The following is a 26,069-nucleotide window of genomic DNA, read 5'->3' on the forward strand; positions in this document are numbered from 1 at the left end:
CAAAGTTATTGAGCGGTCAAATTTGGAGGACCGTACCCCGTTTTGTACGGCCATCCAGGTGGGCGCGCGCCAGACTGGCCCGCTTGGCACACCCGCCGGACGCGTAGCCTGCCGGAATTGTTGCCCGCTACCGTGTCTGCCAGCGGCAGGCCGACTGGTCTCGTGATCAGACCTATCTATGGGGACAAAGACCGATGCTCTCAGTCCGAATCACCGAAGATAATCCTGCTCTCGCGACGCTGCAGCGGTCCTGGGCCACCGCCATATATTCGGACGAGGACGGCATAGGGCCGATGGGCTCATTGCACGAGGCCGGCGATGCGCTGGTCGCCCTCGCCCTGATCGAAGAAGACGGCCCCATCGTTCTGGGCAGTGGCGTCATGATTGGTCCGGGACTGGTAGTGGCGGCCACGCACGTGCTGGAAGAGTTCATCGCGCGGAACGCCGACCCGGTGCTGCTAACATTCGTGCCAAATGGGGCGCGTGCCTGGCTTCCGCGCGAGCGGTCGACCGTGACGGGGCCCAGTGCCTTCGGAGCGGATCGCCGGATCGTCTCAGACATATCGCTGCTGGGCTGCACGCTGAACTCGGAGGCGCACCTGCACCATCCGCTGACGCTGGCGCCGCTGCGGGTCGCCCTGCCTCTGGTCGGTGAGCGCGTCTGGGCATTCGGCTACCGCCAGGGCGGGCTGCAAGACGCCACGGCGCTGATCACACCGCTTGTAACGTCCGGAGTGGTGACCGAGGCCTATCCGCACGGCCGCGGCGAACGCATGCCTTCCGCGTGCATTGAGGTCGCGATGGATACCAAAGGCGGCATGAGTGGTGGCCCCGTGGTCAACGCCAACGGCGAGCTGGTGGGCATCGTGTCGTCGTCAATCGACGGCGGGCCGTCCTACGTCACTCTGATCTGGGAGGCGCTTCGCCTAAAGGTCTCCAACAGGCTGTCGTCGCCTGCATGGGGCGATATCGACCTGTTCGCGGCGCAGGCCCTAGGACTCGTGAAGCTCAAGGGCCGGGTCAGAAGGAGCAAGCGCGGCGACATTAGGATGGCGTTATCCGAGCCTGAGGCCGAACTCATGGCAGTGTCGGTGGATCCCGCGGCGATGGTGTCGTCGCGGTCCACGCGGAGGTTGCTTGCCGATGCGCAGTTGGAGGAGTTCGAAGAGCGGTGGCTTCCTGAGATAGAAACAGCAGCAGCCGACACCGCGCTGGCGCATCTTGAGAAGTTAGCGCTGCCGTCGGTGCACTGCTTCCTTGCGGCGTCTGACGTGCCCGCAGCGTGCTTGGCGCCAATCCGGGCGTTCGCCGTCGATGACTTTGAGGGCTCAGAGGACGCCTACCTTCTGTCTGTGTGGGAGGATGAGGATGGTACCGTTGCCATTGCCGTTGCCTTCGATCTGCTGTCAGTCGTGTGGACGGTGCAAGTGCCCGCTGCGGACTATCTGGCGGTGGCAGGGGACTACGACGCCCATTTTATAAACACTTCGGTCGATGGTCCGACGGCAAGCATGGAGCTAGTCCAGCGCTGCCACTTTGAGGCGGAGCTCACCCTCGATCAAGAGGCCGCACAGTTTATGCAGGCATCGATCACGTTTTCCGGTGTTATACGCCCTAAGCGGCGTGCTCCTCCGAGTTAATGCCGACATCGGGTCGGTAGTACTCATTCCATATGGTGGGAAGCTGCCGTCGAGAGCGAGTCGCGGCCGAGCGGCAAGTAACCGAAGCATAGCTGCTCGACAAGCGCAACGCGTCCAGTGTCGGCTCAGGCCGAGTTGTGTGAATTGGCCCAACGGCACGCCTCGAAGTGCGGCGGACGTTCACGCGGCCGGTTTGCGGAAACGGCATGCGGCTGCACCTAGCCGAAAAGCGGGAGCCGAAGCTCCCGCGGGGATGGCTACAGCAGCCCCGACTCAGCGAACGAGTACGGTGTGCCCTTGCCGATGACGAAGTGGTCCACCACTCTGATGTCGACCAGCGCCAAGGCTGTTTGCAGCCGGTCGGTGAGTGCGCGATCGGCGGCCGAGGGCTCGGTCACGCCGGACGGGTGCTGGTGCGCCAGGATCAGCGCCGAGGCGTTGAGGGCCAAGGCGCGCTGAACGACCACCCGCGGATACACCGAGGTCTGGTCCACCGTGCCCTTGAACAGTGGCTCGTAGGCGAGCACCTGGTGCTGGCTGTCGAGGAACACGACGGCGAAGATTTCGTTGGGCTCCACGACCAGTTTCATGCGCAGGTAATCGCGCACGGCGGCGGGGCTGGACAGCGCTGGACCGGCCTTGAAGATACGGTTCTCGAGCAGGGTAATGGCCTGCTGGATGATCCAGTCTTCGTGCTGGGCTGCGATCAGGGTGAGCGACTCCGGTCTGGAATCGGCGATGACGCAAGACATGGCGAACCTCCAATGGATGAGATCGGAGGGCTCCTGCCCGGGGAGGGCAAACCCTCCAGGGGACGACGGGATGAGACAGGCGACGAGTGGGCATCCGCCACCGCGGGTGCGGTGGCCGTTCGCGGCGAGGGATGCGATGCGAACGGGTTTTCGATCAGCGCGGTCGAGCCGCACCGTAGCCTTGATGATCGAGGGCTACCTGGGCATGTCGCCGACGGACGCGGCGGGCATGTCTGGGGATCGGGACGGCTCGACGGTCGCCATGTCGCCTGCAGCAAGCAGATCGAGTGCCGAAAGTGGGGCTAAGCGCACCATGGTTCTCCCCCTCAGCCGCTCAAGCCAGCGATCCGAGCGGCAGCGATTCGATGCCCCGGGCACGGTCGATCTTCTCGGCCACCTTGAAGGCCGCATCCAGCTCGCTGATGCCGTACTGTTGCATCAATTGGAAGCGCTCGGCCTTCTCTTCCGGCTCGGTCTGGGCCAGCGCCAGGTAGAGGCTGGGCGGCACCGCGCGGAACAGCACCTCCATCGACTTGGACAGGATCACGCCCTCGGTGAACTTGCCGGCCTCCTTGCGCGCGGAGAGCATCAGCGCCTTCTGCGCCGGGTTCAGTTCGCGGAAGCGCGCAATCTTCTCCACCTCGTCCGGCGGCATCGAGAGGCAGATCCACCACTCGATCATGTTGAGCATGGGCTCGGCCGCCTTGGGCAGGTCGTCGATGTTCTGCGTCGCCAGCCAATACCACGCGCCGAGCTTGCGCCACATCTTGGTGATCTTGACCACGTAGGGCGCGAGCAGCGGGTTCCTGGTGATGATGTGGCCCTCGTCGGTCACGTTGATGATGGGCCGCCCGAGGAATTGGTCGCGCTCGGCGATGTTGTTGACCGTGTTGATCAAAGAGATATAGGCGATCGAGAGCTGCGCGTTGTAACCCTCGCGGGCGAAGGTCGCCAGGTCCACGACGGTGATGTCGGCCTCGGGCCAGGGCGTGCCGGGCCGGTCGAACATCTCGCCGTCCACACCCTGGCAGAACATATCCATGGCATCGGCCATCTCCAGCAACCGGGCGCGCCGGACCTCCGGCAGGGTCGCATCGCGGGCGCGCTCGCGCAGTGCGTCGCGCACGTCGCGAGTGAGCACCGTGCGCCGGTCTGCAACACAGCGCTGCGCCGCCTCGAGGATGCACTGGCGGATCAGGCTGCGGTCGGCGCGCGTCATGCGCGCTTCTTCCTTGTCTTCGCCCCCGGTGATCATCAACCGCGCGGTGATCTCCAGCTCGCCCAGCACGTCGCGCTGCTCGTCGCCTTCCTCGTCGCGGTGGGGCGCTTGCGCGGCGTCGTCCCGGTCCTCGTCCAGGGCGTCGGCATCGAGGGTCTGCACTTGGCTGGGGGTATCCACCAGGCGCCAGGCGTCGGCGAACGGGGCTAGGCTCACTCCGGCACCCGGGGCGAGCTTGACACGATGCACCGTTAGGCCCAGCCGGGTCGCGAAGTCGCCGAACAGGCCGAAGCTGTTGCCCGCCTCGACGATGAAGAGGCGCGGCCGGTAGATCGCCGTGATCTGGTTGAGGATGTTGTTGAGGGTGGCGCTCTTGCCCGAGCCGGTGGGGCCGAACAGGAACAGGTGGGCGTTCATCTGCCGGTCGAGCTGGTTCAGGGGGTCGAAGGTGATCGGCCCGCCGCCGCGGTTGAAGAAGGTGATGCCGGGATGCCCGGTGCCCTGGCTGCGGCCCCAGACCGGTGCCAGGTTCGCGGCGTGCTGGGCGAACATGAGCTGGGTATACCACTGCCGCTTGTCCAGGGCCGGGTCGAACACACAGGGTAGCCAGCGCAGGTAGCTGTTGAGCGGCGCCACCTCGTCTTCCTCGCGCACCGGCTGCAGGCCCGCGTTGAGCATGACATTGACGAGCTGCAGGCCGCGGGTATCGAGCTGCTGCAGATCGCGCCCGCGCAGGTAGAACGCCAGCGTGCCACGGTAGAGCTTGTGTGCACCGCCGATCAGGCTGCGCGCCTGCTGCACGTCCTGCCGGGTCTGCTCCGAGGCGAGCGTCTCACCGACCGACTTCCTGCTCAGGTGGTTGAGGTGTGCTTCCAGCACATCCTGCGGCGTAGCGACCAGGGTCAGGCACATCACCGTGTCCTCTGGCATCTGGTCGAACAGCGCATTGACCGCATTGCCACCCTTGTGGGTCTCGCCGGTGATGTGGCCGGTCGAGGGCGGCATGCGCAGCCGGTCCATCACGATCACCCGGTGCGGGAGGTCATCGAAGCGCCAGGTGCCGCTGTCCACGTCCGAACGCGGCTGGCCGAAGAACAGGCGCTGTGCGAAGTCGCCACTTGCGAGTTCCATTTCCAGCTCGATCTCGTCCGCTTCCTGCTCCTCGGGATAACGGGTCAGCGCGTAGAAGCGCTCCCGATCCTCGGCGCTCGGACCGAGCAGGGTCGGATGGGGGTTGAACCAGCGCAGCAGCCAGTCGTGGATGTCAGCGGCGTCCATGTGGCGGGCCTTTACCCCCGCATTCGCGAGCCCACCGGCGAGGCGGTCGCAGATCGACGTGAGCGCCTGCTCGGGCGACTGACCACGGCGGGTTGAGGCGGGCGTGGGCGTGCGCCGGTAGACCACCATGCGTACCCGCCGGACCTGGCCGCGCCATGGCAGGCGCGTCACCGTGGTGTCCTCGAACAATCCGCCGGGCTTGGCAATGGCACGCAGGTGATGCGCGAAGAAACGCAGGTAGAACTCGCTGAAGGCACTTCCTTGGGCACGCGGCCTCACGTAGCTGGCCAGCGCACGCAGATAGCCGTCCCAGTTCGCCTCATCCTGGGCGTAGAGCTGGACCACCCAGGGGTTCTCGTCGAGTTCGTCGAAGGAATCCTGCAGCGCGTTCTCCAGCGCATCGCGCGCCTGCCACAACCAGGACATCTCGCGCCCCTCGGTGCCGATCGGCTGCAACTCGAAGAAGGCTGCGACCGACTGGCCGTCCTCGAGCAGTATGCTTCTGGAGTCCGGCAGGTATTCCACCCAAGGCAGCAGGTCGGCAAAGGATGGCGCCACATCGTAGAGCGCCTGCGCATCCGCTTCGGTGGCGGGTTTGCGTTGGGGGCTGTCCAGGGCGCTGCCGGGCTCGGCAATGCCCTGCGACGCCAGGGCCGACACGTGCCGCGTCCAGGCGTCGTCGGCTGGCCTCTGGGTGGCTGGCGTCTCGGTGCCTGGCGTCTGGGTGCTGGCGTGCGCCGCTGCCTTGCGCGTCCAGGGCAAGGTCCAGGCCATCAGTAGTCCTCCAGACGCTCGCCCGGCATCGCGTACTGCACGCGCTGGTACAGCGGGAACACGGTCGTGTAGCCGGGCACCGGCACGGGGTCGCTGCCGGCCAGGTGCGGGAAGACGTACATGACCAGGTCCGGGTTCGGTAGCCGGTGGAACTGACGGTAGATCTCGTTGGCGGCGGTCCGGGTGTAGGCCGCGTTGTCTACGGGGGCGGTCTGCACGTCGGCCTCGGTCAGCGGCCGGCGCAGGCTCTGGCACGCATCGAGCAGTTGCCGGGCGGGCAGGCTACCGCCCACGCCGCCGCCGGTCTCCTGGTTCCAGACGTCGTGCATGGTGTGCGGGCCATGCGGCATCAATGCGTCCTTGCTGGTGGCGCAGCCACCCAGCACCATGACCGCGAGCAGGGTCGCGGTCGTTTCAATCCAGATCCGACCCATGGGCTTCTCCGAGGCTGTGATTGACCCGGCGCCCCTTGGCGTCGTAGTCGATGTTGAGCGGCTGCTCCAGGTGGACGGCGACCTTCGCGCCGGGCTGCACGTAGACTGCGGCGAAGGCCTGCCCGTAGAGCTTGTTCACCCAGTCGGCCATGTCGCGTACGCCGCCGGCCAGGATGCGACCCATGGCCTCGTTGCCGCTGATGCCGACTGTCCCGAGCGAGCCGTTGCTGTTGGCGACCACGGCCACGCTGCCGTTGTCGGACTTGATGAGCGATGCTGCGCCCGCCCCCGCCGCGGTGATCAGTGCGTGCGAACCGAGATATTGCTGGGCGTTGCTGCGCCGCTCGCCGGAAACGCACGGGATGCCGTAGGGGTCGCTGATCCAGCCCAGGCCGCCTTGGGTCGTGCCGTTGCCATTGGCTTGGCTGCCCGTGCCGCGCTGGCTCCTGCTGCCGTCTTCAGGCACCGTGCGAATGGTGCCGTCGTGGAAGACGAAGGTGACGCTGCGGATCTGGCCGCGCACGCAGGAAAGCGTCCAGTCGCCCGAGGCGGTGCCGCTGATCACGGCGCCGGCCACGTCGGGGATGTCGATGCCGTTGGCGGTGAGGTTGTCCGGACCAATCAGCACCTTGAAGGGATACGGGTCGTTGACGGTGCCGTCGATCGGCACGCGGCCGATCAGCGCGGTCATGGCGACGGAGCCCATCAACGTCGAGTTCGACGGCACCGTGTAGACCGGCTTGGTTGAGGCGCCCACGGCGCGGCTCCCAGCGGTGGCGACAGTGTCCGCCGCGGCCGACAGCGCTTTCTGGGCCGGCCCGAAACTCGTCGGAAAGCTCGGGCCGCTGCCGATGCCACCGTTCTTGGCCTGAGCCTTGGTGTCATCCGGCTCGACCCAGCGCATGCCATTGCCACCGCTGAAGTTCTTGCTGTCAACCGCTTCCAGGCCCAGTCCAACGGGCAGATCGGTCTGAGCGCCCTTGCTGGAGAGGCTGTCGAGACGCCGCTGCAGGTCTTGCAGCAGGCTCTGCGTCTGCTGGCGGTCGCTCGCCACCTGCTCGCGGTCCTGCTGCAGGCGGCCACGCTCGCCGTCCAGGGCAGTCTTGATACGCTGGTCGATTGCGCTTTCGCGGGCGCGCATGCGCTCGTTCTCGACCCTCTGGTGCTTGTTGTCGGTGAGGGCCGTCTGCAGTTCGTTGCGCAACTGCTTGACCTGGGCCACCAGGGTGGCGACGGTATCGCGCGGCGTGTCGCCCTCGATGCCCAGGGCCTTCATCTCCTCGGGCGTAAGCTGGCTGGCAGCGCCGGGCGGCGCGGGCTTGGCGCCGCGATCACCGGAGAAGAGCTTGACGCCGACGAACACCAGCAGCAGCGCCATCGGGATCAGCAGCCACTTGAGCAGCGGATTACTCTTCATCGCGCGCCTCTTTTTCCCGGCCTCCTTCGGCCTGGCCGGCGGCCGCTGCCGGCGGCAGGCTCACCATCGCATCGATGGGGGCAAGCACCGGCAGCAGCGACTCGGCCAGGCCATGGCCCCGGGTAACGAGGTAGACCACGGTCGTGTCGGTCGACCGACCCGCCGGCCCGAGGGTCGGATGCTGAAAGGTCGCCGCGACGAAATCGCCCTGGAGCGCGCGCGGGTCGAGGTCCAGCCAGTGTGCGGAGGTGTTGGTGAGCCGCACCGCCGTCACCCACTGGTCTTCCAGTCGCCACGCGGCCAGCGCCCATGCGCGCACGGGCAGCGTGGGCAACAGGCTGTTCAGTGCGAGGTTGCGGCGCAGGCTGACGCGAACGATGCCGGCGGCGGGCTCCACAGTGCGCAGCGGCACGTAAAGGTTCTGCGCCGCATAGCGCGTCAGGATCACGGACACAGGGGTTGCGCGCCGGGCTGTCGACGTGGGCGTACCGGGTCCGGACTCTGCATCCGCGTTGGTCGAGTCACCGGCCTGGTCGTGACGCCGGCCGGCTCGCTCGTCACCCGCGACGATGCGCACCGGCTCCAGCGGCGCCTGGCCCGCTCTTGCCGGCTCGGCCGCAATGTCGAGCAGGATCATCGCGCCGGATTCCACGTCCTGCAGTTGCAGCCGCGTCGGCGGGATCGGCTCGCTCGCCCGCAGGTAGATCGCACCGCCCGCGCTTTGCACGCGCAGGTGATCGCCGATGCTCTCCGGCACACCGATGCGCACGTTGCGATCGATGAAGACCACGCGCTCCTGGCCGACCACGAGGGGCACGGCCAGCGGCAGACGCTCCCAGCGCAGGATCTCCACGGCTTGGCTGGTGGAGATGAGGCCCAAGCTGAGCAGGAGGCCGGCCACGGCCGGCAGGACAAGGTGCTTCATGGGGCTTCCCCCTGCAGATGAGATCCAGCACTGGCTGGGTGGCTGGCGGGCGAGGGGGCCGATGGCAGCTCGATGCGCTGCGGTACGCTCGCGTGGCAGTCCAATGCCAGGCCGAAGGGGTTGCGCTCGGGGTCGACGTCCATGCGCACGACTTTGAGCGTGTAGCGCACCAGTGCGCGCTTGACCTGCTCGGCGCCCAGGTATTCGTCGGCGCTCACGTCCAGCGTGACGACCCAGTTGCTTGCCGAAACGGCCTGTACGCGCAACGTCGGATCGTCGCCATAGCCCCGCCCCGGAATCTCGTAGATGCCGCGCACACGTTGGCGCAGCTCGCCGTTGCTGCGCCGATACTCGTAGTCCTGTTGCAGGAAGGCCCGGCAACTCGGCGTGAGATAGGCGGACAGCGCGTGCAGGTTGCGTGGGTAATCCTCCTCTCCATTCGTCGGCCAGCGCTGTGCCTGCTGCCAGATGTAGAAGGTGAAGGCGTAGACGCTCTCCGGTGGCACGTCCCACCATTGGCGGGTGCTGCCGGAACGCAGATCCGGAGGTACATGGATGGTCAGGCTCTTGGGCGCGCTCCACCAGCCGAAACCGAGCAGCAGCGCCACCACGAACAGCGCGGCGGCACCGAGACGCAGCGTCTTCACATGTGCCTGCAGGTGGGTGACCTCGTTCTTGAATCGGCTCAATGTACGATCCTCCGCACTGCGTGATCCGGGACGCGCGCTTGGGAACGCACTGGATTGCCCCCCACTCGGGCGGCGCTGGCGGAACGCTGGCGCCGGGTGCTCCACCAGCCCGAGCGGGTGATGAGCTCGCGTCCCCCCGCGTAGGCTGCCAGTGCGGGGTAGCGCAGTGCGAGCCGCCACTGGAGCTGGCGGTAGAGCCAGGTGTCGGGGCGGCCGCGCTTTTGTCGGCGCAGGAAGCCGCCGCCCACGACGACGCCCATCCCGATGCCCGCGGCGATCAGCGTAGGCACCATGGCAATACTGTGCGTCAGCCAGGCCAACGGCACGCCAGCCGCGAACCCGGCCACCGCCGACAGGCCGGAACAGATCCACAATTCGTCCGCCGTCAGCCCTCGCACAACCACCGGGTGTCGGTTCAGGCGATGCGGCAAGAAAGTCACGAGGCCGTCGCGCGGACCCTCCCGCGGACTGTCCATAGTGCCGGCCATCGGTCCCGGCCCTTACAGCACGCCAGTGGCCTTGGTCAGCAGCCAGATGCCGACGACCAGCAGGATCGCGCCCACGGCCACCGTCAGGCCGAACTGGCCCCAGGTGGCGCGGCCGGTGTGGATCTCCGAGTAGCGCGTGTAGGCGTGATAGCAGACGCCGACGAACATCGAGGCGACCACGAGCAGCGCGATCAGCAGCACGATGTCGTAGCCGTGGTTCTGCAGCGTCTGCATGATGCCGCTGCCGGCGCCGCGCGACGGGTCTTCCATGGTGGGGAGCGCAGCCCACGAGGCCAGCGGGGTTGCTGCGAGGCCAAGTGGGGCAAGCACGGCAGCAATGCGCGCGGTGCGGCGAGAAGTCGAAGAAGGGGTCATGGCGATTCAACCTTTCGTGGTGGTCAGGAGTGGGGATCTCAGGCAAGGAGGAAGAAGCTCAGCACCAGGTACATCGCGACGAAGCGCACGACGACGCCCAGGAACTGGGGCTGAGTCAGTCGGTTTTCGGCCCAACCGACATAGGCGGTACGCATCGCCCACACGCCCCACAGCAGGAGGACGGCGAAGACGAAGCCAAGGACGACGGTGGACACGGTCGCAGGCGTGAAACCGCCGTTGGCCTGGAAGGCGGCGACCTGATCGGCCGAGGGCGTCATGGCGTGGACTCCTCCCGCTCGTTATGGCGCACGTAATCGCCGATCAGCGGGATCGGGTCGCGCGGCTGGGCGCGCTGCGGGACGAGGTAGTCGTGCAGGCCGGTACGTACGCGCCGCAGATCGGCGCGCAGCCGAGCGTAGTCGAAGTGGTAGCGGGCGCGTTCCTGCGACACTGTGCTGGCCGCGTGCTCGGCGAGACGGTCGGCCAGTTCGATCTGGCGCACAAGGGCCGCCAGGCGCTCACGCTCAGGTGCATTGTCGGCGGCATGGGTGGCTTGGAAGGGCGCGCAGGTCAGGACGAGGGCACAAGGCAGCGCGGCCAGCAAATGCGGCCATGCGAAAGTGCAGCAGCCGGTCTGTTTCATCGTGCCATTCCCGGTTGAGGCGAATGACGTGATGCTGAGGCGGGCGGTCAGTGCTCGCAGCAGGGAATGGGAATCAACGGATGACCGGATTGATATGCTGCCGAATCATGAGGACAGTGTGTCCATCGTTGGGCAGGGGCAATGTCGGCTCAACAAATGTGCCTCATGGGCTACAGTTTCTGTTTCAATAAGCAACTTTGATGCCCAAGGGCTACATGTGACGACACTTGCCGATATCGCAGACATGCTCCGGTGCGTCCGCCGAGAGGCGGGCTTGAGCCAGAGTGAACTTGCGCAGCGTGCGGGCCTGGCACGCACAACGGTTACCCGCATGGAAACGCTTGCAAAGGGTGACATGAGTGTGTCGGCCTTGGTGCGCTTGCTCGAAGCGGCCGGCTATCACCTGAAGCTGGAGAAGCATGGGCATGTGCGCACGCTCGAAGTCATCTTGGCGGAACAACGTCAAGATGGTGGTTCCTAATAACACTCCGACAGGAGTTGTTTCTTTCAATAAGTGTTCTGTTTGGAGTTGTTATTTGCAACTCATCCATGGTTGTATAGAATCGATCTCCTAGAGACTCCTACGGTCCATGATCGCTCTCATGGGAACACTTGCTATGGACTCCCCCATTCCGCTGCCCGTCGAACGGGCCATACGGAAATTCGGCGCCGACATTTCTCTGGCGCGCCGACGGCGACATATCTCCCAGGCCTCGCTGGCCGAGCGTATGGGCGCGTCCCTATCTACCGTGCGGCGCATGGAGAAAGGCGACGTGCGGGTGCCCATCCACTTCTTCGCCCGCGCGCTGCATGTCTTCGGCGAAATCCAGGCACTGGAAAACCTCCTGGATACTGCCAAGGATGACATCGGCCTGACACTGATGGACGAGCGCCTGCCCAAGCGGGTGCGCAGCAAGCCTGCCACCTCGGGAGCGCTGTGATGGCGACCGTCGCCTCGATCCGTCGGCAGGTTCAGCTCTGCATCGGTAAGGCCGGCCTGCCGGTGGGTTCGCTCGTATATGTCCGCCAAGGACGGCGCGAGAACAGCGCCTTTGCCTATGACGAGGGCTGGCTGGTTAGTCCGGCACGTTTCAATGTATCGGCCGATCTGCAACTGCTGGCGGGACACCAATCGCACAAGGCAGCCTCGCCCCACGATTCGGTATTCCACGGCGCCATTGCCGACACCGCGCCCGATGCCTGGGGCCGGCGCGTCATCGCCCGGGACCACGCCAAGCGCCGCAAGGACGATCCGAGGCTGCAGGCCCTCACGGAACTGGACTATCTGCTCGCGGTAGATGATTTCAGCCGGGTTGGTGCGTTGCGCCTGCGCGACCCGGATGGCACCTGGCACCGGACGCCAATGCTCGGACGGCGCAGCACTCCGCCTCTGGTCGAGTTGGAGCGGGTCTTTCTTGCCAGCCGGGCGGTAGAGCGCGGCGATGAGACAGCCGAGGATTTGCGCTATCTGCAGGGCAAGGGCACGTCCTTGGGCGGCATGCGGCCCAAGTGCACGCTGGTGGACGAGGACGGTCGACTGGCTATCGGCAAGTTCCCGAGCGTGGGTGACGCGCGCAGCGTCACCCGTGGCGAGGTACTGGCCTTGAAGCTGGCGGCGCTTGCTGGCATCGATTCCGCGCCGGCGCGGGTCGTGACGCTGGGCGAGGTGCCGGTGGCTGTCATCCATCGCTTCGATCGCGACGAGGCCGATGGCCGTATCCCTTACCAATCCGCCGCGTCGCTGCTGCAGGCCTCTCGCGAGGAAGACCGCAGCTACACTGAGATCGCCGACGCCATCCGGGCCTACGGCCACGCGCCGACTCAGGATGTGCGGCAACTCTGGCGGCGGTTGGTGTTCAATCTGCTGATCACCAACGTGGACGACCACCTGCAGAACCACGGCTTCCTGCATGTGATGCACGGCCAGTGGCGCCTGGCGCCGGCCTTCGACATCAATCCGTTCCCGGATAAGGAGCGGGAGTCCAAGACCTGGCTGTCCGAACAGGATGGGCCGATCACCGATGTGGGGATGTTGCTGGCGCGTGCCTCCTACTTCGGGCTGGACGAAGCTCCGGCCCTTGCCGTGCTGGCTGAAGTGCATGCAGCAGTGACGAACTGGCGGCAGGTCGCACTCAGCGCGGAAGTGGGCTTGCGGCAGGCAGAACTGGATGACTTCGCGCCAGCCTTCGAGCATGAGCAGATGGCAGCCGCTGCTGCGCTACTTGGCCATTGAGGCGTGCAGCGCCAGTCCAGCGGGCGGTTAGAGGTACTTCTTAAACGTCGCCGCCGCGATGCATACTGCGACGCCGAGTATCACGGCACTGGGCAGCAGCATCAGCAGCGGGTTCACGCTGACCGGCAGTGCCAGGTAAGTCACCCACGGCAACACGGTCAGCGGCAACAGGCTGGCCTTGGCGCGGTGGTAGATGAAGCCCGACTCGCGGCCCGCGCCGAAGCGGCGGATGTCCCGGCGCACCAGGCCGTCGACCAGCCCGACGAAGGCGGCCATCAGGAACAGCGGCAGGGTCAGGCACAGCACCAGTAGCCGCACGAGGAAGACCAGCGTCGTGTAGGCCGCCGCGATCAGGTAGCTCTCCACGTTCACGTAGACCAGGCCGATGTAGTAGCGGAAATCCTTGGTCGGGCGGTGGCTGCCGGCGCTGGCCTGCGCCGAGGCGTCGCGTATCCAGTCCAGCAGGCCGCTTTTCACGAACAGCCAGTGGTGGCCCTGTTCGACCATCCGGTGCGCGGTGCGCCCCGGCTCGTGCACCAGCGCGCTACGCGTGAAGTTCTCCGTGAGCTGGTCCAGCTCGTAGTACAGCATCCCCTGCGCATGGCGCCAGCCCTGCTCGGGCCAGAAGAAGTGCATGCCGACGCACTCGATCACGATGCACAGCAGCAGCGATCCGCACAGCACGCCGAAGAGGCGGAACGGCAGCGTGACCAGGTTGGCGATCAGCCCCTGCTGTCCTTGCTGCTGGCGCTGTACCGCGACGGCCGGGTCGCTCATGCCCCGGTCTCTTCATCGACGGCCGCCATCTGTTTGAAGTCGTCCAGGAGGTCGGCGGGCAAGGCGCTGTCCTGCAGGCCCGGCATGCCCTGATTGTCCCACCAGTCGTCGACCTCGACGTAGTGTTGGCGCATGTAGCCGGCCAGCGCCTGCAGATCCTTCGGCATGGCCTCGTCGGGATCGGGCGCTGGCAGCGGCATGCGGACTTTCCAGAGGTTGCCGCCCTCGATCAGCGCGAAGCATTGCCCCTTTGGCAGCGCCACCACATGCGCCGGCTCGATCAGCGGCACGCTGTTGCTGCTGATGCGGTCCTGGGTGTTGGACGTGAAGGCGGTATTGCCGCGCGGGTCGGAACTGTCGGTGGCGCCGCTCATCAACGCCGTGGCATACACCTCGACCTTGGGCAGTTGCCGCGTCAGCAGTTCCGCGGTGGCGGTCTCGCGCACGCGCAACATGAATAGGTTGTTGAAGTTGCCGACCACCTGGCCGGCCTTGGCGCGGTTGCCAATGCGGGCCTCGATGTCGCTCAGGGTCTGCGTGTAGGCCGTCACCTGCACGCCGGCACCGCCGCCCTTGTTGACCATCGGGATGAACTCGTCGCCCATGAGCTCGTTGAACTCGTCCGCGTGGACGTTGATGGGCACCTTCACGCCGGTCGCCGGTCCGGGCAGGCCGTCGTCGATGCCGAACTTGTAGATGTGCCCCGCGACGGACACGAGGTCGGAGAACATGGAGTTGCCCACCGCTGCGGCCACCTCGGCATCGGACAACGCGTCCAGCCCCACGTAGACCACCGCGCGTTTGCGGATGATCTGCATCCAGTCGAAGATCGGCCGCGGGTCGTCGAGATCCGAATAGTTCGGTGCGAGCAGTTGCGCGATCTTGCCGGTGGTCAGCTTCTCCAGCATCGGCAGCAGCGAGGCGACGATCTTGTCGAAGTAGGTCCGGTCGTAGCGCACCGCCGACCGAAGGCCGTCGAGCACCGGGTCGTAGATCCGCACCTGCGACAGGTACTGCTCCAGCGCCACGACGCGCTTCTCGCGCCCGATCATGTTGCGTGGGATGTTCTTCTCGTTCAGCCTGGCTTCGAGCTGGACGATGACCTCCCAGGCCTTCGGCTCGTTCTTGGCGAAGTAGTGCTGGGCGTACTCGATGAACAGCGCATCGATGTTGATGACGTGGCGCTGGATCAGCAGGTAGTCCGGCCGCTGCCCCAGCTCGACCAGGGCGCGGGCGATGATGTTCACGAAGCGCCAGGCGAACTCGCGGAATGCGGCGCTGTTGCCTTCGCCGGAGAGTTGGCCGGCGATGCGGGTAGCGACCTCGGAGATGCGCCCGAAGCGGCCCACCGCGTTGTAGCGCGCCGAGATGTCCGGCCAGCCCAGGTGGAAGACGTAGAATTCGCCCTCGCGCCCGGCGCGCTTAGCCTCCACGTACATGCGCTTGAGCAGGTCGGCGTCGCCCTTGGGGTCGAACACGATCACGACCTCGTGCTGGCCGCCCACCGTGCGCCGGATGTCCTGGGTGATGAAGAGCTCGGCCAGGCGTGTCTTGCCCACGCGCGTGGTCCCGAGCACCAGAGAGTGGCCGACACGCTCGCCCAGCGGCAAGGTAACGTCGACCTCGTGCAGTTCGATGCCGTGCAGGCGCGGCAACCCGCCGAGCGGTGGCAACGGACGCACCTGATTGAATGCGCTGTCCCAGGCCAGGGCGCTGGCGAGTTTCGAGAGCGGAAACGGCGCGAACTCCAGACGCTCCTCCAGCCGCCGGGCGGCCCGGTAGATCGCGGTCGGCTCCACGTAGCGGCGGAACTCCGGCCGATAGGTCTGCATGAGCCGGTGCGTGTGGCGCTGGTCCCAGCGAAAGCCCTTGCCGATGAACAGCCGCTGCTGGCTCACCGGCACGTCGCGGCTGGTCATCACGTAGCGCGGCAGGCGGCGGATGTTGCGGCGGTAGCGCAGGATCGCCCAGGCATCGCGCAGCCGGATCGCGCCGAACGCCAGGAAGGCCAGCGCGCTGCCGAACCCGAGCAGTGGATTCAGCGCGAGCGACCACGGTGCCGCCAGGCACAGAAGCGCGGCGCCGGCGCAAACCGCCACGGTGTATAGCTCCACCGCTGGCCGCAGGAGGACCTCGACGGCATGCGGCTGGGCCATTGCGCAGGCCTCACTGCTCGATGCCGGTGGCGGTGATGAGCACTGGGTAGTGGCGCAGGCCCAGGCGCTGGGCCAAGTCGTCGCCCGATGCGGGCGAGAGGGTCAGGCCGGGCGCCAGGCGGCGCAATGCCGCCAGCGCCGCCATGGACTCCACGTTGACCACCAGCCCCACGGCCTGCAGCTCGCGCAGTGCGGGCTGGCGCTGCCGCAGCCAGGTCCGCGAACGCTCGTCGTCGCCGATCAGGAACAGCGGCGTCAGGCCCGGCGCGCGGATGACGCGGCGCGGCACGTCGCCCGGCGACAGTTGCGTCGAGCGCGCCGGCAGCATGGCGGCCTCGGCGTCGGCCGGACTGCCCACGCGGGGCAGTGGCATCGGGGCTGGCGGCGTGGCGCGATCCGGCTGCGGATTCAGCGGCTGGTAGTACGGCAGTGCGGAAGCGCCGCCGCGGTCTTCGGCGACGATCAGCGGCGCGGAGGCGGTCTGGGCGGAAGCCGTCGCGGCGGACAGCAGCCCGTTAGCGACAATGAGGGCGGCAATGAGGACGGTGCGGTTCATGGTGTGGTGGCCTGGTGGGTCGGAACGGGAATGCCGGGGCCGAGCACGCGGGTCAGGTGTCGATGCACGCTGCGCCGGTAGCGCGCCGCGGGTTCCCCGCCAGCGGGGCGGTGGTAGCGGCCGATGGCAATCAGCCAGTCCTCGCCGGGGATGTGCTGCTCGCGCAGGATCTCCGCGGCAATGCCGAGGTTGCGGTACGGGTCCAGCAGCTCGCAGGGCTGGGTGTAGCGATGCGCGTGGTAGCCGAGATTGACCTGGCCGAGCCCGGCGTCGATGCGCTTGGCCGGCTTGCGGCCGAGTGCCCGGCGCAGCCCCGTGCAGGCTGCGGCGCGGGTGGCGTAGCGCTGCGGCGTGCCGGCTACATTGAGCGTCCACGGCCAGGGCACCATGCGTCCGCGCAGCCGGGTGCCGCTCTCCTGCAAGGCCACCGCGTACAGCACCGCCGACGGTATGCCGACGCGCTGCGCCGCCAGTTGATAGGCCGGCGGCGGCACTTCCCGGACCGGGGTGGCCAGCGCCCAGGGGGCCGTCATCAACAGCAGCGCCGCAGCAGCGCAGTGGAGGGTCAGGCGGCCCGGCCGCCTTGTCCGCTTCGGGGTGCTTACTGTCGCTGCCATTGGTGTCGCTGCCATTGGCCGTTCACCTCGCGCACCACCGCCGGCAGGTCGCCGGGCAGGCCGAGCGATAGCCAGCGCCCGTCGTCGTGGTTGAGCGTGATCGCGCGGGCACGCACCTTGGCCGGGTCGATGCCGGCCTGCGTGGCCCACCGCCGGATGCGGGCATCGTCCTGGCGGCTGCCGACCATGTAGAGATCGAATCGGGTGCCCGCAGCCTGGAGCCGCTCGACGACGCGATCGCAGGTGGGGCAGGCATCCTTGATAAATACGGCGATGCGTTCGCCCTGTGGCGTCATGGTTGGAACGGACGCCGTGCCGGCACCCGGCAGCGCAACGCGCTGCAGGTCGGGGTACAACCGCTGCCAGGCTGCATCGTAGGCGCGCTGGTAGGCCAGCAGCTTCTCGACCCGACGGGCTTCCACCTGGACCTGCAGCTCGGCGTAGCGGCGCCGTTCCTCGTCCGTGCGAGCTTCGATACCGAGTGCCGTGAGCGGGTCGATGTTGGGGGAATGCACGCCCAGCGGACCCTGCATCAGTTCCCTGTAGTGCGCCCATTCTTCGCTACCCAGCCCCCAGTCGCGGGCCAACTGCTCGTCGCTGCGGATGGTGGCCGCCGGCCGCTCGTGGGTGGGGGCGGTAGCTGACAGGGTGGCGTGCTGGGCGACGGTGACGGAAGCCGCGCCGGCGAGCAGTGCGGCAATCAAGAACGGGGTGACCCTGAAGCAGCTCACGCGCCTTCTCCTACCGCTCGGGAACGCTCAGGCGGCGTGTTTCGTCGCCATGTCGGAAGACGGCGGCGCCGCGCTCGATTGCCTCGAGCCGCCAGCCGGCCTCGGCTTCGCCGGGCCGCAGCAGGCGGACCTGTGCGAGTGCGCCCGCAGTGGTGGGGAGGATCGCCAGGAAGCGTTCGCCGGCGCGCAGCTCGACGCCGATCACCCGGAATGCAGGTTCGATAGGCCGGGGTTTCACCGGCGCCGGTGCGCGGGGATGGACAGACGCCGAGGGTGTCGGCCGGGGGGTGGCGAGGCGCGCTTCCATCCGATCGAGGCGGGCCAGCAAGGACTGCAGTGCGTCAGTGGTCGGGTGATCGCCGAGTGCCTCCTCGACCGCGGCAATCCGCTGATCGAGTGCGCGGCGCTCGGACTCGTAGCGCGTCTGAGGCAGTGCAGTCGGCCGTTGCCGGTGCTGCTCGAGCTGCTGCGCGAGATCGTCCATCTGCCCTTCGACGGCGGCGATCCGCATGGCTGGCGTGCGGTCTTTGGCCGCTTCTTCCAGGTTCGACAGGACGACGTGGTCGATCACGACCGTGGCGCTGACGAGCAGCAGCCAGGTGGCTGCGGCCACGTGCAGCAACTGTAGACGTCGATGTTGTGGTGTGCCCGGAATCGCGGTCATGGCTGGGCCTCCTCGACGAGCGGGAAGGCCTCGGCTGGCGTTTCGGCATCCTTGACGGGCGCCGGCAGCGGGGTGAGTGGATCGACAGGTGTGGTGACCTGGCTGAAACAGACCTGGCGCGCACCGTCATCTGCGTGCAATTCCCACGCTGGACCCGCGAGTGTCAACAGCGCGTCGCGCAACACGATCGGCCCGATCTGGTAGTGGGCTGCCGGCAGCGGGAGGGCGTTCAGTGCATCAGTCTGAGGACCGCTGCAAAGCTGGTAGCCGGAGCGCTGCAACACATGGCGCAGCGCGTCGGCCACCGTCGCGTCCAGGGTGTCCGGCACCGCCACATCGACCACTTGCAGCATCAGGTTCAGCTGGGCCTCGGTGGGCGCGAGTTCGACCAGGGTGTAGCGACCGTAGCGAACCACACGGACGTCAGTCGGTGGTGGTGGCACGGATTCAGCGGCGTGCGATGAGGTGTGCGATGAGGTGGAAGGGGGCGGGGACAGTGTGGTCGCGCAGCCTGCGGTCAGGGCGGCGGCCAGCAACAGGCTATTGCGCGCCGTGCAATGAGACGGTAGGGCGGATTGCATGGATCGGCTCTCGGCGATGTCGAGCCGACACCATCGCTATTCGGAGAGGCCGTATCAGCAAACAAAGGGAATCGCCGCTCTGCCGATTTCACGACGAGCAGCTAGCCCGTTGGTCGAAAAAGCGCCAAAGCCTTCCAGGGCCAGAACGTCGGGCGGTGACGGACTTATCGGGAGAGTTATCCACAGTTTCTGTGGATAAACGAGGAAAGGGACTGCCGGCTGGTGCGGATGCGTTCGACGCTTGCCGGGGCGATTGACGAGTTCGAAACGGGGCAGGGCCGTCGGACGACGATGCCCCGGCTCAGGCGGCCCTTCTGCGGGCGATTGTCACCGTGGGGGCGATATCCACCCGTTCCCGCAACTCCTTGCCCGATTTGAAGTGGGGCACATACTTTTCGGCGACATGCACCGTCTCGCCAGACTTCGGGTTACGGCCCACGCGTGGCGGTCGATAGTTCAGCGAGAAGCTGCCAAAGCCGCGAATCTCGATGCGGTTGCCTTGGGCGAGTGCATCGGTCATGGTGCCGAGGATCACCTTCACCGCGTCTTCCGCATCCCGTGCAACAAGTTGGGGGAAGCGCTGTGCGAGACGGTCGATGAGTTCTGATCTTGTCATCGGGCGATTATATCAATCGAAACAGCTGCTTCGCGTGCAGACAACCCCCGTGCTTGGAGCTGGCGCGGCGCGCTTCGACGATAGGGGAGAAAAAAAGCCGACGACCCGATGGGCCGCCGGCAGCGTCAGCGAATCAAGCCGCGACCAGATGCCTGGCAAGCGCGACTTCGACGGAATCCCCGTCCTGGTTCAGCACATCCAGGCCCGACTCGGGTACGTCGCCCGACGTGCTTTGCGACACCATGATCTTCCTGGCCATCAGCCCCAGGCAGGTCATCTGCGAGGAGTTGGCGTAGCCGAGGTAGATCACGCGTACCGGCTGCTTCTGGCCGATGCGCCATGAGCGCCGGGCGGCCTGCTGCAGCGAGTACACGTTGTAGCCTGACTGCATGAACACGATGGTCGGGAACTCCAGCAGGTCCAGGCCGGTTTTGACCAGCTCGGGATTGGTGACGAGCACGTCGATGCCGCGGTCGAGCTGCTCGGCGATCCAGTCCTCGCGGCGCGAGGCATCAACGCTCGCGCGCAATACCGCCACCTTGAAGCCTTCCTGCTCCAGCAGCACCTTCAGGCGCGACGTGGTGTCGCGCGTGCCGGTGTAGACCGAATAGACCAGGGTCTTGCGACCTTCTGCCTTCTCCTGCCTGCAGATCTCGATCAGCTCGCGTTCCTTGGGCATCACTTCCAGCTCGTTGAACTGAGCCGGAACGAACGCCAAGGTGTTGCGCGTGCGCGGATGCACCACTGTTTCCGACCGGAAGCAGCAGTCCGGCCAGGCCAGCAGCACGTTGAGAACCACGCCGAGCAGTGTCGTGTCGCGCTTCGCCAGGGCCTGCTTCAGCGCCTGGGTCAGCCGACCCGCCAGATCGCGGTAGGCCGCGGCTTGCGCCGTGTCCATCGCGACCTCGCGGAACGCCTCGTCGTAGGGCGGCAGCACATTGCCGCCGATGTCCTTCAACTTGAGGAAGACCGTGAACGGCAGGACGCAACGCAGCACGCCCTTGGGGCCGAAACCCGGCGCCTTGACCGTGCGCACCGATACCTTGGTGCCCTTGGCCGTCTTGTGCGCCGTGCCGGTGCTCTCGGAATAGATGTCCTTGAGCACACCGTGATCGCGCATGAACGCCATCGCGGCCGATGTCATGCTGCCGCTCTTCGTCGGCCGGTAGCCGTCTTCGATCATCCGCCCCGGCAGGGCTCGGAACAGCAGGTGGAAGAGGTCGTCGCCGTAGCCGCCCATCAGTGTGCCAGTGAGCAGCAGCGTCTTGCGCGCCTTGGCCGTCAACACCCCCATGGCCTGGCCCTGGGCGGAGCCGCCGTTCTTGTACTCGTGCGCCTCGTCGGCGATGAGCAGGTCGAATGTGCCTTGGGGAAGCTGTCTCTTGATGAACTCGGAAGGCTGGTAGCCGCCCTCGCCGAAGCCGAACTCCATGCTGGCCATCGCACGTTCCATGCGATGCGCTTGCCGGTCCGAGAAGACCAGCTCGCCGTTGCCATCCATCAGGTTGATGAACTCGTGGATGTTGTCCCCGAGCATCGACGCGAGGAAGGCGTCACCGAACTTCTGCATCAGCTTCTGCGCGGTGACTTCGCCAATGGTGGGAATACGCTTCAGTGCCTTGAGCACGGTCGAGGACTGGTCGCTGGCGGACAGGCCCCTCGGGCGGATCAGCGTCCACAGCGGCGCGGCGCAATGGCTGCACTTCCTGCGGGACTCCTCGGCTTCCAGCGCCACCGGGTTGGCCGGCTCGCCGTCGAGGTCGGTGATGACATGTCCGCAGTCTGGGCAAGCCGCCACGTCGCCGTGGCGGGTGCCGAGGTAGACCTGGTGGCGGGTGAAGACGGGCTTCCAGTGGAAACCCATCCGCATCCTCACGCGGCCCAGGACGAAGAACTCCTGGCCCTGGGTTTGATGACTTTCCGGTACGCCCAACTGCTCACGCAGCTTCAGCAGCTTGACCAACGTGTCCGGGCCGTTGAGCACCCAGACCTTGGCGCCGGCCACCGTCTCCTGGATTTCCCGCCGCCACTTGTAGACCAGGTGGGGTGGGGAAAGCACCAGGGTGCGGCGGTAGCCTTCGGCGTTGAGCACGGCGGCCGTGGCGATGCCCACCGTCGTTTTACCGCAGCCCATCTCGCCATTGACGATCGCAGCACGTTCGCCGCGATCGGCCAGCAGCTCGGTGACGGCATGGACCACATCGGCTTGCGCCTGGAACAGCTTGCGCTTGAGGCCCGCGAGGACGATCTGCCGATGCGCCCGCGGCTGGCCGGTGTAGACCGGCGGGTTGGCACGGTTGAGCGAATCGAGCAGCTCGTCGCCGAACTCGGTGACGAAGTCCTGCAGGCTGAGCGTGATGGGAGAAGCAGCTGCTTCGAGCAGGTCTCCCTGGACGGGCGTGTCTTCGGCGGCAGTGGGAACCGTTTCAAGATCGAGGGACATGGTGATGCTCCAAAGTTGTGGGGCATGCACCTCCCCCGTGGGGCGATGACATGCCCCCAGGGTGGAAAGAACGGAACGGCAAAAGAAAAGTGCGAAGGCCGTCGGATACGGATCAGTATTCGCTGGGCAGCAGCAGCGTGGTGACGCTGCGATCCCATTCAGTGATGATCCAGAGCTTCAGGTCAGGCGTGACTTGGTAGGACGAAAACAGACGATCCTCGCCGGACTGCAACGCGGCGTCGTTAAGACGTCGATCGCCTTCGTCGAGATCGCCCCAGTCGCCGTTGAGGTGGCGGAGCAGGAATGGTGTCGGGTTGAGCCGGCCCTGGCGGACCAGCGCATCGACGCCGATGGTCATGACCACCTGCCCGGGCGAAAAGCGTGCTTGTGACGCGAGGTTGAGGACTGCGAGTGCCATGGTGGTTTCTCCTTCGGGAAAAATGGGGCCAAGGCACCCCATCGGGGTAACGTGACCCCGGTGGGTGGATGAAAGCGACGGCGAGCCGCCAGGGAACAGCGATCAGCGGATGGTGAGCACCTCGCCCCGTGTCGGGGAGCTTGGCGTCATGTCCCACGCGCGGATCACCGGCACGAACTTGTCGGTGAGGATGCGCGTCTCGGCCACGGAGCCGTCGTCGCGTTCGGTGTATTCCGTCTGGAGAGTCTTTTCCTTGTGGGTATCACCTTTGACGACGAGCACACGCCCGGTCCTGGACCGCACCACGCCGGAAATCCCACCCGCGGCCAAGGCCAGGGCGAGATGCCAGTGCGACAAGGCCCGCGCCGGCGGGCGTAGCGATTGCTGCGCGGCGCCCAGGTGCGTATCGAGCGTCGACCAGAGCCCCTGCAGCCGACCGACTTCTTCGGCGAACTGCTCGGGCTCCATCGTCACGCGATAGAAGTGCTCCGGCTCGGCCGGGCTGGCGGGGACCACGTATGGCAGGAACGGCCATTCCAGCGGCAGCTCCTCGGCTTCGAAGTCGCCTTGCCCGATCTGCAGCAGCAGACCGCGCACGGCCTTGACCGAATCCGAAGCCTGGTCGCGCTGGCGAACACGGCGACCGAAGATCACTACCTGCTTGAACTGCGTCTCCACCGCGCGGTAGATGCGCAGGTCTTTGAGGTGGCGCGTCAGCCATCCGACCAGCTCGGCATCGAGCACGTAGGACGGCACGATGAAGATCAACACCCCGCCGTATTGCAGCAGCGGCAGTGCGCGCTGGTAGAACAGCTTCTCCAGCCGGGCACGACCCTGGCCCTGGTAGCCGATGTTGCCGTTGGCGTCCTTGGACAGATCGCCATAGGGTGGGTTGAGCCACAGCAGGCCGAAGGTCTGGCGTGAGATCAGCGTGTCCATCAGGTCGCCGTGAACGCAGCGATCGACGAGTCTGCGTGCGTGGGCCGCACGCTCGGCATCGTACTCGACGGCGAATGCCTTGACCTGCTCGCGCCCGAGGGCGTGGGCGGCTTCGGCGATCGCCACACCTTCGCCGGCGCAGGGATCGAAAATGCACATCGGCCCGTCAGTGGGTGCCAGTGCGGCGAGTGTTCTTTCAAGCGTGGGTTCGTTGGTGGGGAAGTACCCGTTCTTCACGAAATTGCGGGCGAGCCGCGGGAACATGAGTGCCATGGGAATCTCCTGGGCATGTCGATAGAGAGAAGCGGACATGCGCGTGGGCATGTCCGGTGCCGAGACCTCAGGCCACCGCTTCGAGCGGCAGGTCGGGGGTGATCGGGTACCCGGAGGCGTCCGTGGTGAGCACGTTGCTTCGGATCAGGCTGCCCAGCGCCTGGGTCAGCGCCGGTACGTCGATGGCGAGCCGATGGCCTTCCAAGGGCCCGAGCGCGAACGGAAGGCGGGTCAGCATCGACCGCGCCTGCAACAGCTCCAGCACGATGTCGCGCCAGTGATCGAGCAGCGGCAGCGGGCAGGTGTCCCGCACCAGGGACCACAGCCGCTCAAGCCGGTGTGCGGATTCGAGCGGCAGGAGTGCCAGCGCGCTGGCGTTGGCCTTGTCGGGCTTCACGGCGCGACGGTCGAACAGCCACACGTTCGTCAGCGAGCCGAACAGCGTGCGCCTGTAGGCGCGGGTGATGCGCTTCTCCAGGTTGTCGACGTTGCCGACGAAGACCGGGACGCTCGCGCCCTGCTCGGTGATGACATGGAACTGGTCCAGCCCCTGCTCGTCGCGGCCCAGGGTCAGGCGAGCCAGAAACTCCTGGACGGCAGTGTCGCGCGCCCAGATCGAGAGAAAGACCAGGTTGCCGTTCTCGTCGCCGATGCAGCCGTCGGCCATCAGGTCGGGGCATTCGTCGATGCGGTACAGCGTCCTGGATGATGCGGTTGCAGGCATGGTGTCGTCCTCGAAGGAATCGGAGACAGCACGGCCCGCCGGGGCAGTAGCTGCCCCAAGGGGTGGAAGAAAGCGCCGGGAACGGCTTGGCGAAGAGAAAGACCTGTGCGTCGCAACGCACCGTAGCCTTGAGGGTCTTGGCTACCTGGGCATGTTGCCGGCAACGCCGACGGACACGGGGGCAGATTGCTTCAGGTGATCAATGGGCCGTAGCGAAAAACCGCTTTGCAGTGTGCCCTTGTTTGCTTGCTTGGCCCCGATACTCTGAGGAGGGACCTGGCCAGCAATACCCTCGCTCCAGTTCGCTGTAGCGCGGTTCGACAACCCGGGCGAGACAAAGGCAGACTTCGGCCATTATGCATAGCTCCCAGTTTAAACGCTATTCGTTATTATCTAATCATAACGGCCAGGACTTGCCTTCGCTCACTCGTGCGGCCCAGTCATTCACTTGGCCGCTGCTCTCCGACAGCTGCCGGTCACTCAACTTCGGTGCGAGCAGTTCAGGAGGATGAGCAAGTACCCAGGTTTGGAAGGCGAGCCCCTTGAGCGGCCAAACGCGATGGGGCGAGCCAGCCGCCATGACTGCTGATAAGATTGCCCCGTTGTAGTGTCTATAAGTTGGCAAGGAGCCATAGACAGCTAATCACGGAAGACGACATGGCCAGCGCAGATCAACTTAAGGCGCTTGTGAAATCCCACATCAACCGCGACGATGGGCAATTTTACTCGATCGCCATGCAAGTTGCGGCGCACGAGGCGAGGGTGGGGCACGGCAAGCTCGCAGAAGAACTGCGCGACATGATCGACGCAGCGAAGGCGCGCGCCTTGCCGGGCGAGACGGGGAAACTGGTCCAGATGGCGCGCCCCCGAGGCGAACTGGCCAATCTGCTGCTCGTGAGCTACCCGAAAAACCGAATTGCGGACATGGTGCTGGACGACGCGGTTCAGCAGCAACTGCAGCGGATCATGAAGGAACAGCGGATGTTCGCGCGCATCCGCGAGCACGGCCTGTCACCTCGACGCAAGCTGCTGTTGGTCGGCCCGCCCGGCACGGGCAAGACGATGACGGCCTCTGTTCTCGCCGGAGAACTCGGCATCCCGCTGTTTCTGGTGCGCCTGGATGCGCTCATCACGAAGTTCATGGGTGAAACGGCCGCCAAGCTGCGGCAGGTCTTCGACGCCATCGCGGACGTGCGGGGCGTGTATTTCTTTGACGAGTTCGATGCGATCGGCTCCCAACGCGGGCTGGCCAACGACGTCGGCGAGATCCGCCGCGTACTCAACAGCTTCCTGCAGATGATCGAGCACGACCAGTCGAACAGCCTGATCATTGCGGCCACCAATCACCCGGAGATCCTTGACTACGCCTTGTTCCGCCGCTTCGACGATGTCATCGAATATCACTTGCCCACGCCGGCGCAGACCGTCGAGTTGATCCGTGCGCGCCTAGGCAGTTTCGCCCCTAAGCCGTTCCCTACGAAGGCAATCACGAGCAGAGCGGATGGCTTGAGCTACGCCGAGATTCGGCGTGCGGTCGATGAAGCCATCAAGGAAGCGGTCATGCACGATGAAGCCAGGGTGGGATCAGATGCTCTTGGGCGTGCGCTGGAGGAGCGGCGATGGTTGAACGAGAAACTTAAACAGAACAACAAACCGGTCAACCATGGCGGATCAGGCACCCGATAAGCGGAAGCACCTCGTTCTTCA

Annotated in this window: 27 protein-coding genes; 5 read left to right on the forward strand and 22 right to left on the reverse strand. The window is 66.1% G+C overall.

Annotation, left to right across the window (positions count from 1 at the left end; all coding sequences use genetic code 11):
• Nucleotides 1-194 precede the first annotated feature (194 nt).
• Nucleotides 195-1,640 carry a serine protease gene (locus tag CJ010_RS10525; protein WP_141017991.1) on the forward strand — a complete coding sequence of 482 codons (1,446 nt, stop codon included), beginning with the start codon at nucleotides 195-197 and terminating at the stop codon, nucleotides 1,638-1,640.
• A gap of 257 nt (nucleotides 1,641-1,897) precedes the next feature.
• Here CJ010_RS10525 and radC read toward each other — a convergent pair whose 3' ends face one another.
• The 10 genes from radC to CJ010_RS10580 form a co-directional block, all read right to left on the reverse strand.
• Nucleotides 1,898-2,392, reverse strand: coding sequence for a DNA repair protein RadC (radC, locus tag CJ010_RS10530; protein WP_141017992.1), 495 nt, complete (start codon nucleotides 2,390-2,392; stop codon nucleotides 1,898-1,900).
• Between the two features lie 334 nt (nucleotides 2,393-2,726).
• Nucleotides 2,727-5,663 (reverse strand): conjugative transfer ATPase, encoded by a 2,937-nt coding sequence (locus CJ010_RS10540; protein WP_141017993.1) that lies wholly within the window; start codon nucleotides 5,661-5,663, stop codon nucleotides 2,727-2,729.
• Nucleotides 5,663-6,097 (reverse strand): TIGR03751 family conjugal transfer lipoprotein, encoded by a 435-nt coding sequence (locus CJ010_RS10545; protein ID WP_141017994.1) that lies wholly within the window; start codon nucleotides 6,095-6,097, stop codon nucleotides 5,663-5,665. The genes CJ010_RS10540 and CJ010_RS10545 overlap by 1 nt, the downstream gene beginning before the upstream one ends.
• Entirely contained in the window at nucleotides 6,078-7,514 is a 1,437-nt protein-coding gene (locus CJ010_RS10550; RefSeq protein WP_141017995.1) for a TIGR03752 family integrating conjugative element protein, read from the reverse strand. The genes CJ010_RS10545 and CJ010_RS10550 overlap by 20 nt, the downstream gene beginning before the upstream one ends.
• Complete coding sequence (locus CJ010_RS10555) at nucleotides 7,504-8,439, reverse strand: TIGR03749 family integrating conjugative element protein (protein WP_141017996.1); 936 nt, start codon at nucleotides 8,437-8,439, stop codon at nucleotides 7,504-7,506. Before CJ010_RS10555 ends, CJ010_RS10550 begins: the two co-directional genes overlap by 11 nt.
• Nucleotides 8,436-9,128 carry a PFL_4703 family integrating conjugative element protein gene (locus CJ010_RS10560; protein WP_141017997.1) on the reverse strand — a complete coding sequence of 231 codons (693 nt, stop codon included), beginning with the start codon at nucleotides 9,126-9,128 and terminating at the stop codon, nucleotides 8,436-8,438. Before CJ010_RS10560 ends, CJ010_RS10555 begins: the two co-directional genes overlap by 4 nt.
• The gene (locus CJ010_RS10565) at nucleotides 9,125-9,604 is read right to left on the reverse strand and encodes a TIGR03750 family conjugal transfer protein (protein WP_371415706.1); all 480 of its coding nucleotides are present in this window, start codon (nucleotides 9,602-9,604) and stop codon (nucleotides 9,125-9,127) included. Before CJ010_RS10565 ends, CJ010_RS10560 begins: the two co-directional genes overlap by 4 nt.
• Nucleotides 9,605-9,628: 24 nt before the next feature.
• Nucleotides 9,629-9,991, reverse strand: coding sequence for a TIGR03745 family integrating conjugative element membrane protein (locus CJ010_RS10570; RefSeq protein WP_141017999.1), 363 nt, complete (start codon nucleotides 9,989-9,991; stop codon nucleotides 9,629-9,631).
• A gap of 38 nt (nucleotides 9,992-10,029) precedes the next feature.
• Nucleotides 10,030-10,269, reverse strand: coding sequence for a TIGR03758 family integrating conjugative element protein (locus CJ010_RS10575; RefSeq protein ID WP_141018000.1), 240 nt, complete (start codon nucleotides 10,267-10,269; stop codon nucleotides 10,030-10,032).
• Nucleotides 10,266-10,634, reverse strand: a complete 369-nt coding sequence (locus CJ010_RS10580; RefSeq protein WP_141018001.1) for an RAQPRD family integrative conjugative element protein — start codon at nucleotides 10,632-10,634, stop codon at nucleotides 10,266-10,268. The genes CJ010_RS10575 and CJ010_RS10580 overlap by 4 nt, the downstream gene beginning before the upstream one ends.
• A gap of 274 nt (nucleotides 10,635-10,908) precedes the next feature.
• Here CJ010_RS10580 and CJ010_RS10585 point away from each other — a divergent pair, with 274 nt between their 5' ends.
• From CJ010_RS10585 to CJ010_RS10595, 3 genes are all read left to right on the forward strand, one after another.
• Complete coding sequence (locus CJ010_RS10585; protein WP_240794558.1) at nucleotides 10,909-11,115, forward strand: helix-turn-helix domain-containing protein; 207 nt, start codon at nucleotides 10,909-10,911, stop codon at nucleotides 11,113-11,115.
• A gap of 109 nt (nucleotides 11,116-11,224) precedes the next feature.
• The gene (locus CJ010_RS10590) at nucleotides 11,225-11,575 is read left to right on the forward strand and encodes a helix-turn-helix transcriptional regulator (RefSeq protein ID WP_205754932.1); all 351 of its coding nucleotides are present in this window, start codon (nucleotides 11,225-11,227) and stop codon (nucleotides 11,573-11,575) included.
• Nucleotides 11,575-12,867 carry a type II toxin-antitoxin system HipA family toxin gene (locus CJ010_RS10595; protein ID WP_168224930.1) on the forward strand — a complete coding sequence of 431 codons (1,293 nt, stop codon included), beginning with the start codon at nucleotides 11,575-11,577 and terminating at the stop codon, nucleotides 12,865-12,867. Before CJ010_RS10590 ends, CJ010_RS10595 begins: the two co-directional genes overlap by 1 nt.
• Before the next feature lie 27 nt (nucleotides 12,868-12,894).
• On the opposite strand, the gene CJ010_RS10600 is transcribed toward CJ010_RS10595, so the two are convergent.
• From CJ010_RS10600 to CJ010_RS10655, 12 genes are all read right to left on the reverse strand, one after another.
• Nucleotides 12,895-13,644 (reverse strand): TIGR03747 family integrating conjugative element membrane protein, encoded by a 750-nt coding sequence (locus tag CJ010_RS10600; RefSeq protein ID WP_141018003.1) that lies wholly within the window; start codon nucleotides 13,642-13,644, stop codon nucleotides 12,895-12,897.
• A complete protein-coding gene (gene traD, locus CJ010_RS10605; protein ID WP_141018004.1) occupies nucleotides 13,641-15,800 on the reverse strand; it encodes a type IV conjugative transfer system coupling protein TraD in 2,160 nt (719 codons plus the stop codon). Before traD ends, CJ010_RS10600 begins: the two co-directional genes overlap by 4 nt.
• 10 nt (nucleotides 15,801-15,810) lie before the next feature.
• A complete protein-coding gene (locus CJ010_RS10610; RefSeq protein ID WP_141018005.1) occupies nucleotides 15,811-16,356 on the reverse strand; it encodes an integrating conjugative element protein in 546 nt (181 codons plus the stop codon).
• The gene (locus CJ010_RS10615; RefSeq protein ID WP_141018006.1) at nucleotides 16,353-16,973 is read right to left on the reverse strand and encodes a lytic transglycosylase domain-containing protein; all 621 of its coding nucleotides are present in this window, start codon (nucleotides 16,971-16,973) and stop codon (nucleotides 16,353-16,355) included. Before CJ010_RS10615 ends, CJ010_RS10610 begins: the two co-directional genes overlap by 4 nt.
• Complete coding sequence (locus tag CJ010_RS10620; protein WP_240794559.1) at nucleotides 16,958-17,704, reverse strand: TIGR03759 family integrating conjugative element protein; 747 nt, start codon at nucleotides 17,702-17,704, stop codon at nucleotides 16,958-16,960. Before CJ010_RS10620 ends, CJ010_RS10615 begins: the two co-directional genes overlap by 16 nt.
• A 10-nt stretch (nucleotides 17,705-17,714) precedes the next feature.
• The gene (locus CJ010_RS10625; RefSeq protein WP_141018007.1) at nucleotides 17,715-18,368 is read right to left on the reverse strand and encodes a hypothetical protein; all 654 of its coding nucleotides are present in this window, start codon (nucleotides 18,366-18,368) and stop codon (nucleotides 17,715-17,717) included.
• Nucleotides 18,365-18,949, reverse strand: a complete 585-nt coding sequence (locus tag CJ010_RS10630; protein ID WP_141018008.1) for a PilL N-terminal domain-containing protein — start codon at nucleotides 18,947-18,949, stop codon at nucleotides 18,365-18,367. The genes CJ010_RS10625 and CJ010_RS10630 overlap by 4 nt, the downstream gene beginning before the upstream one ends.
• Nucleotides 18,950-19,250: 301 nt before the next feature.
• Nucleotides 19,251-19,565 (reverse strand): integration host factor subunit beta, encoded by a 315-nt coding sequence (locus tag CJ010_RS10635; RefSeq protein WP_141018009.1) that lies wholly within the window; start codon nucleotides 19,563-19,565, stop codon nucleotides 19,251-19,253.
• Between the two features lie 133 nt (nucleotides 19,566-19,698).
• Complete coding sequence (locus CJ010_RS10640) at nucleotides 19,699-22,008, reverse strand: helicase-related protein (protein WP_168224931.1); 2,310 nt, start codon at nucleotides 22,006-22,008, stop codon at nucleotides 19,699-19,701.
• A gap of 112 nt (nucleotides 22,009-22,120) precedes the next feature.
• Complete coding sequence (locus tag CJ010_RS10645) at nucleotides 22,121-22,426, reverse strand: hypothetical protein (protein WP_141018011.1); 306 nt, start codon at nucleotides 22,424-22,426, stop codon at nucleotides 22,121-22,123.
• Between the two features lie 102 nt (nucleotides 22,427-22,528).
• Entirely contained in the window at nucleotides 22,529-23,638 is a 1,110-nt protein-coding gene (locus CJ010_RS10650; RefSeq protein ID WP_141018012.1) for a DUF6094 domain-containing protein, read from the reverse strand.
• A gap of 67 nt (nucleotides 23,639-23,705) precedes the next feature.
• Nucleotides 23,706-24,362 (reverse strand): hypothetical protein, encoded by a 657-nt coding sequence (locus CJ010_RS10655; protein WP_141018013.1) that lies wholly within the window; start codon nucleotides 24,360-24,362, stop codon nucleotides 23,706-23,708.
• A 657-nt stretch (nucleotides 24,363-25,019) separates the two neighbouring features.
• Here CJ010_RS10655 and CJ010_RS10660 point away from each other — a divergent pair.
• The gene (locus CJ010_RS10660; protein WP_141018014.1) at nucleotides 25,020-26,048 is read left to right on the forward strand and encodes an AAA family ATPase; all 1,029 of its coding nucleotides are present in this window, start codon (nucleotides 25,020-25,022) and stop codon (nucleotides 26,046-26,048) included.
• Nucleotides 26,049-26,069: the final 21 nt, after the last annotated feature.

The organism is Azoarcus sp. DD4 (assembly GCF_006496635.1).
GTDB lineage: Bacteria > Pseudomonadota > Gammaproteobacteria > Burkholderiales > Rhodocyclaceae > Azoarcus.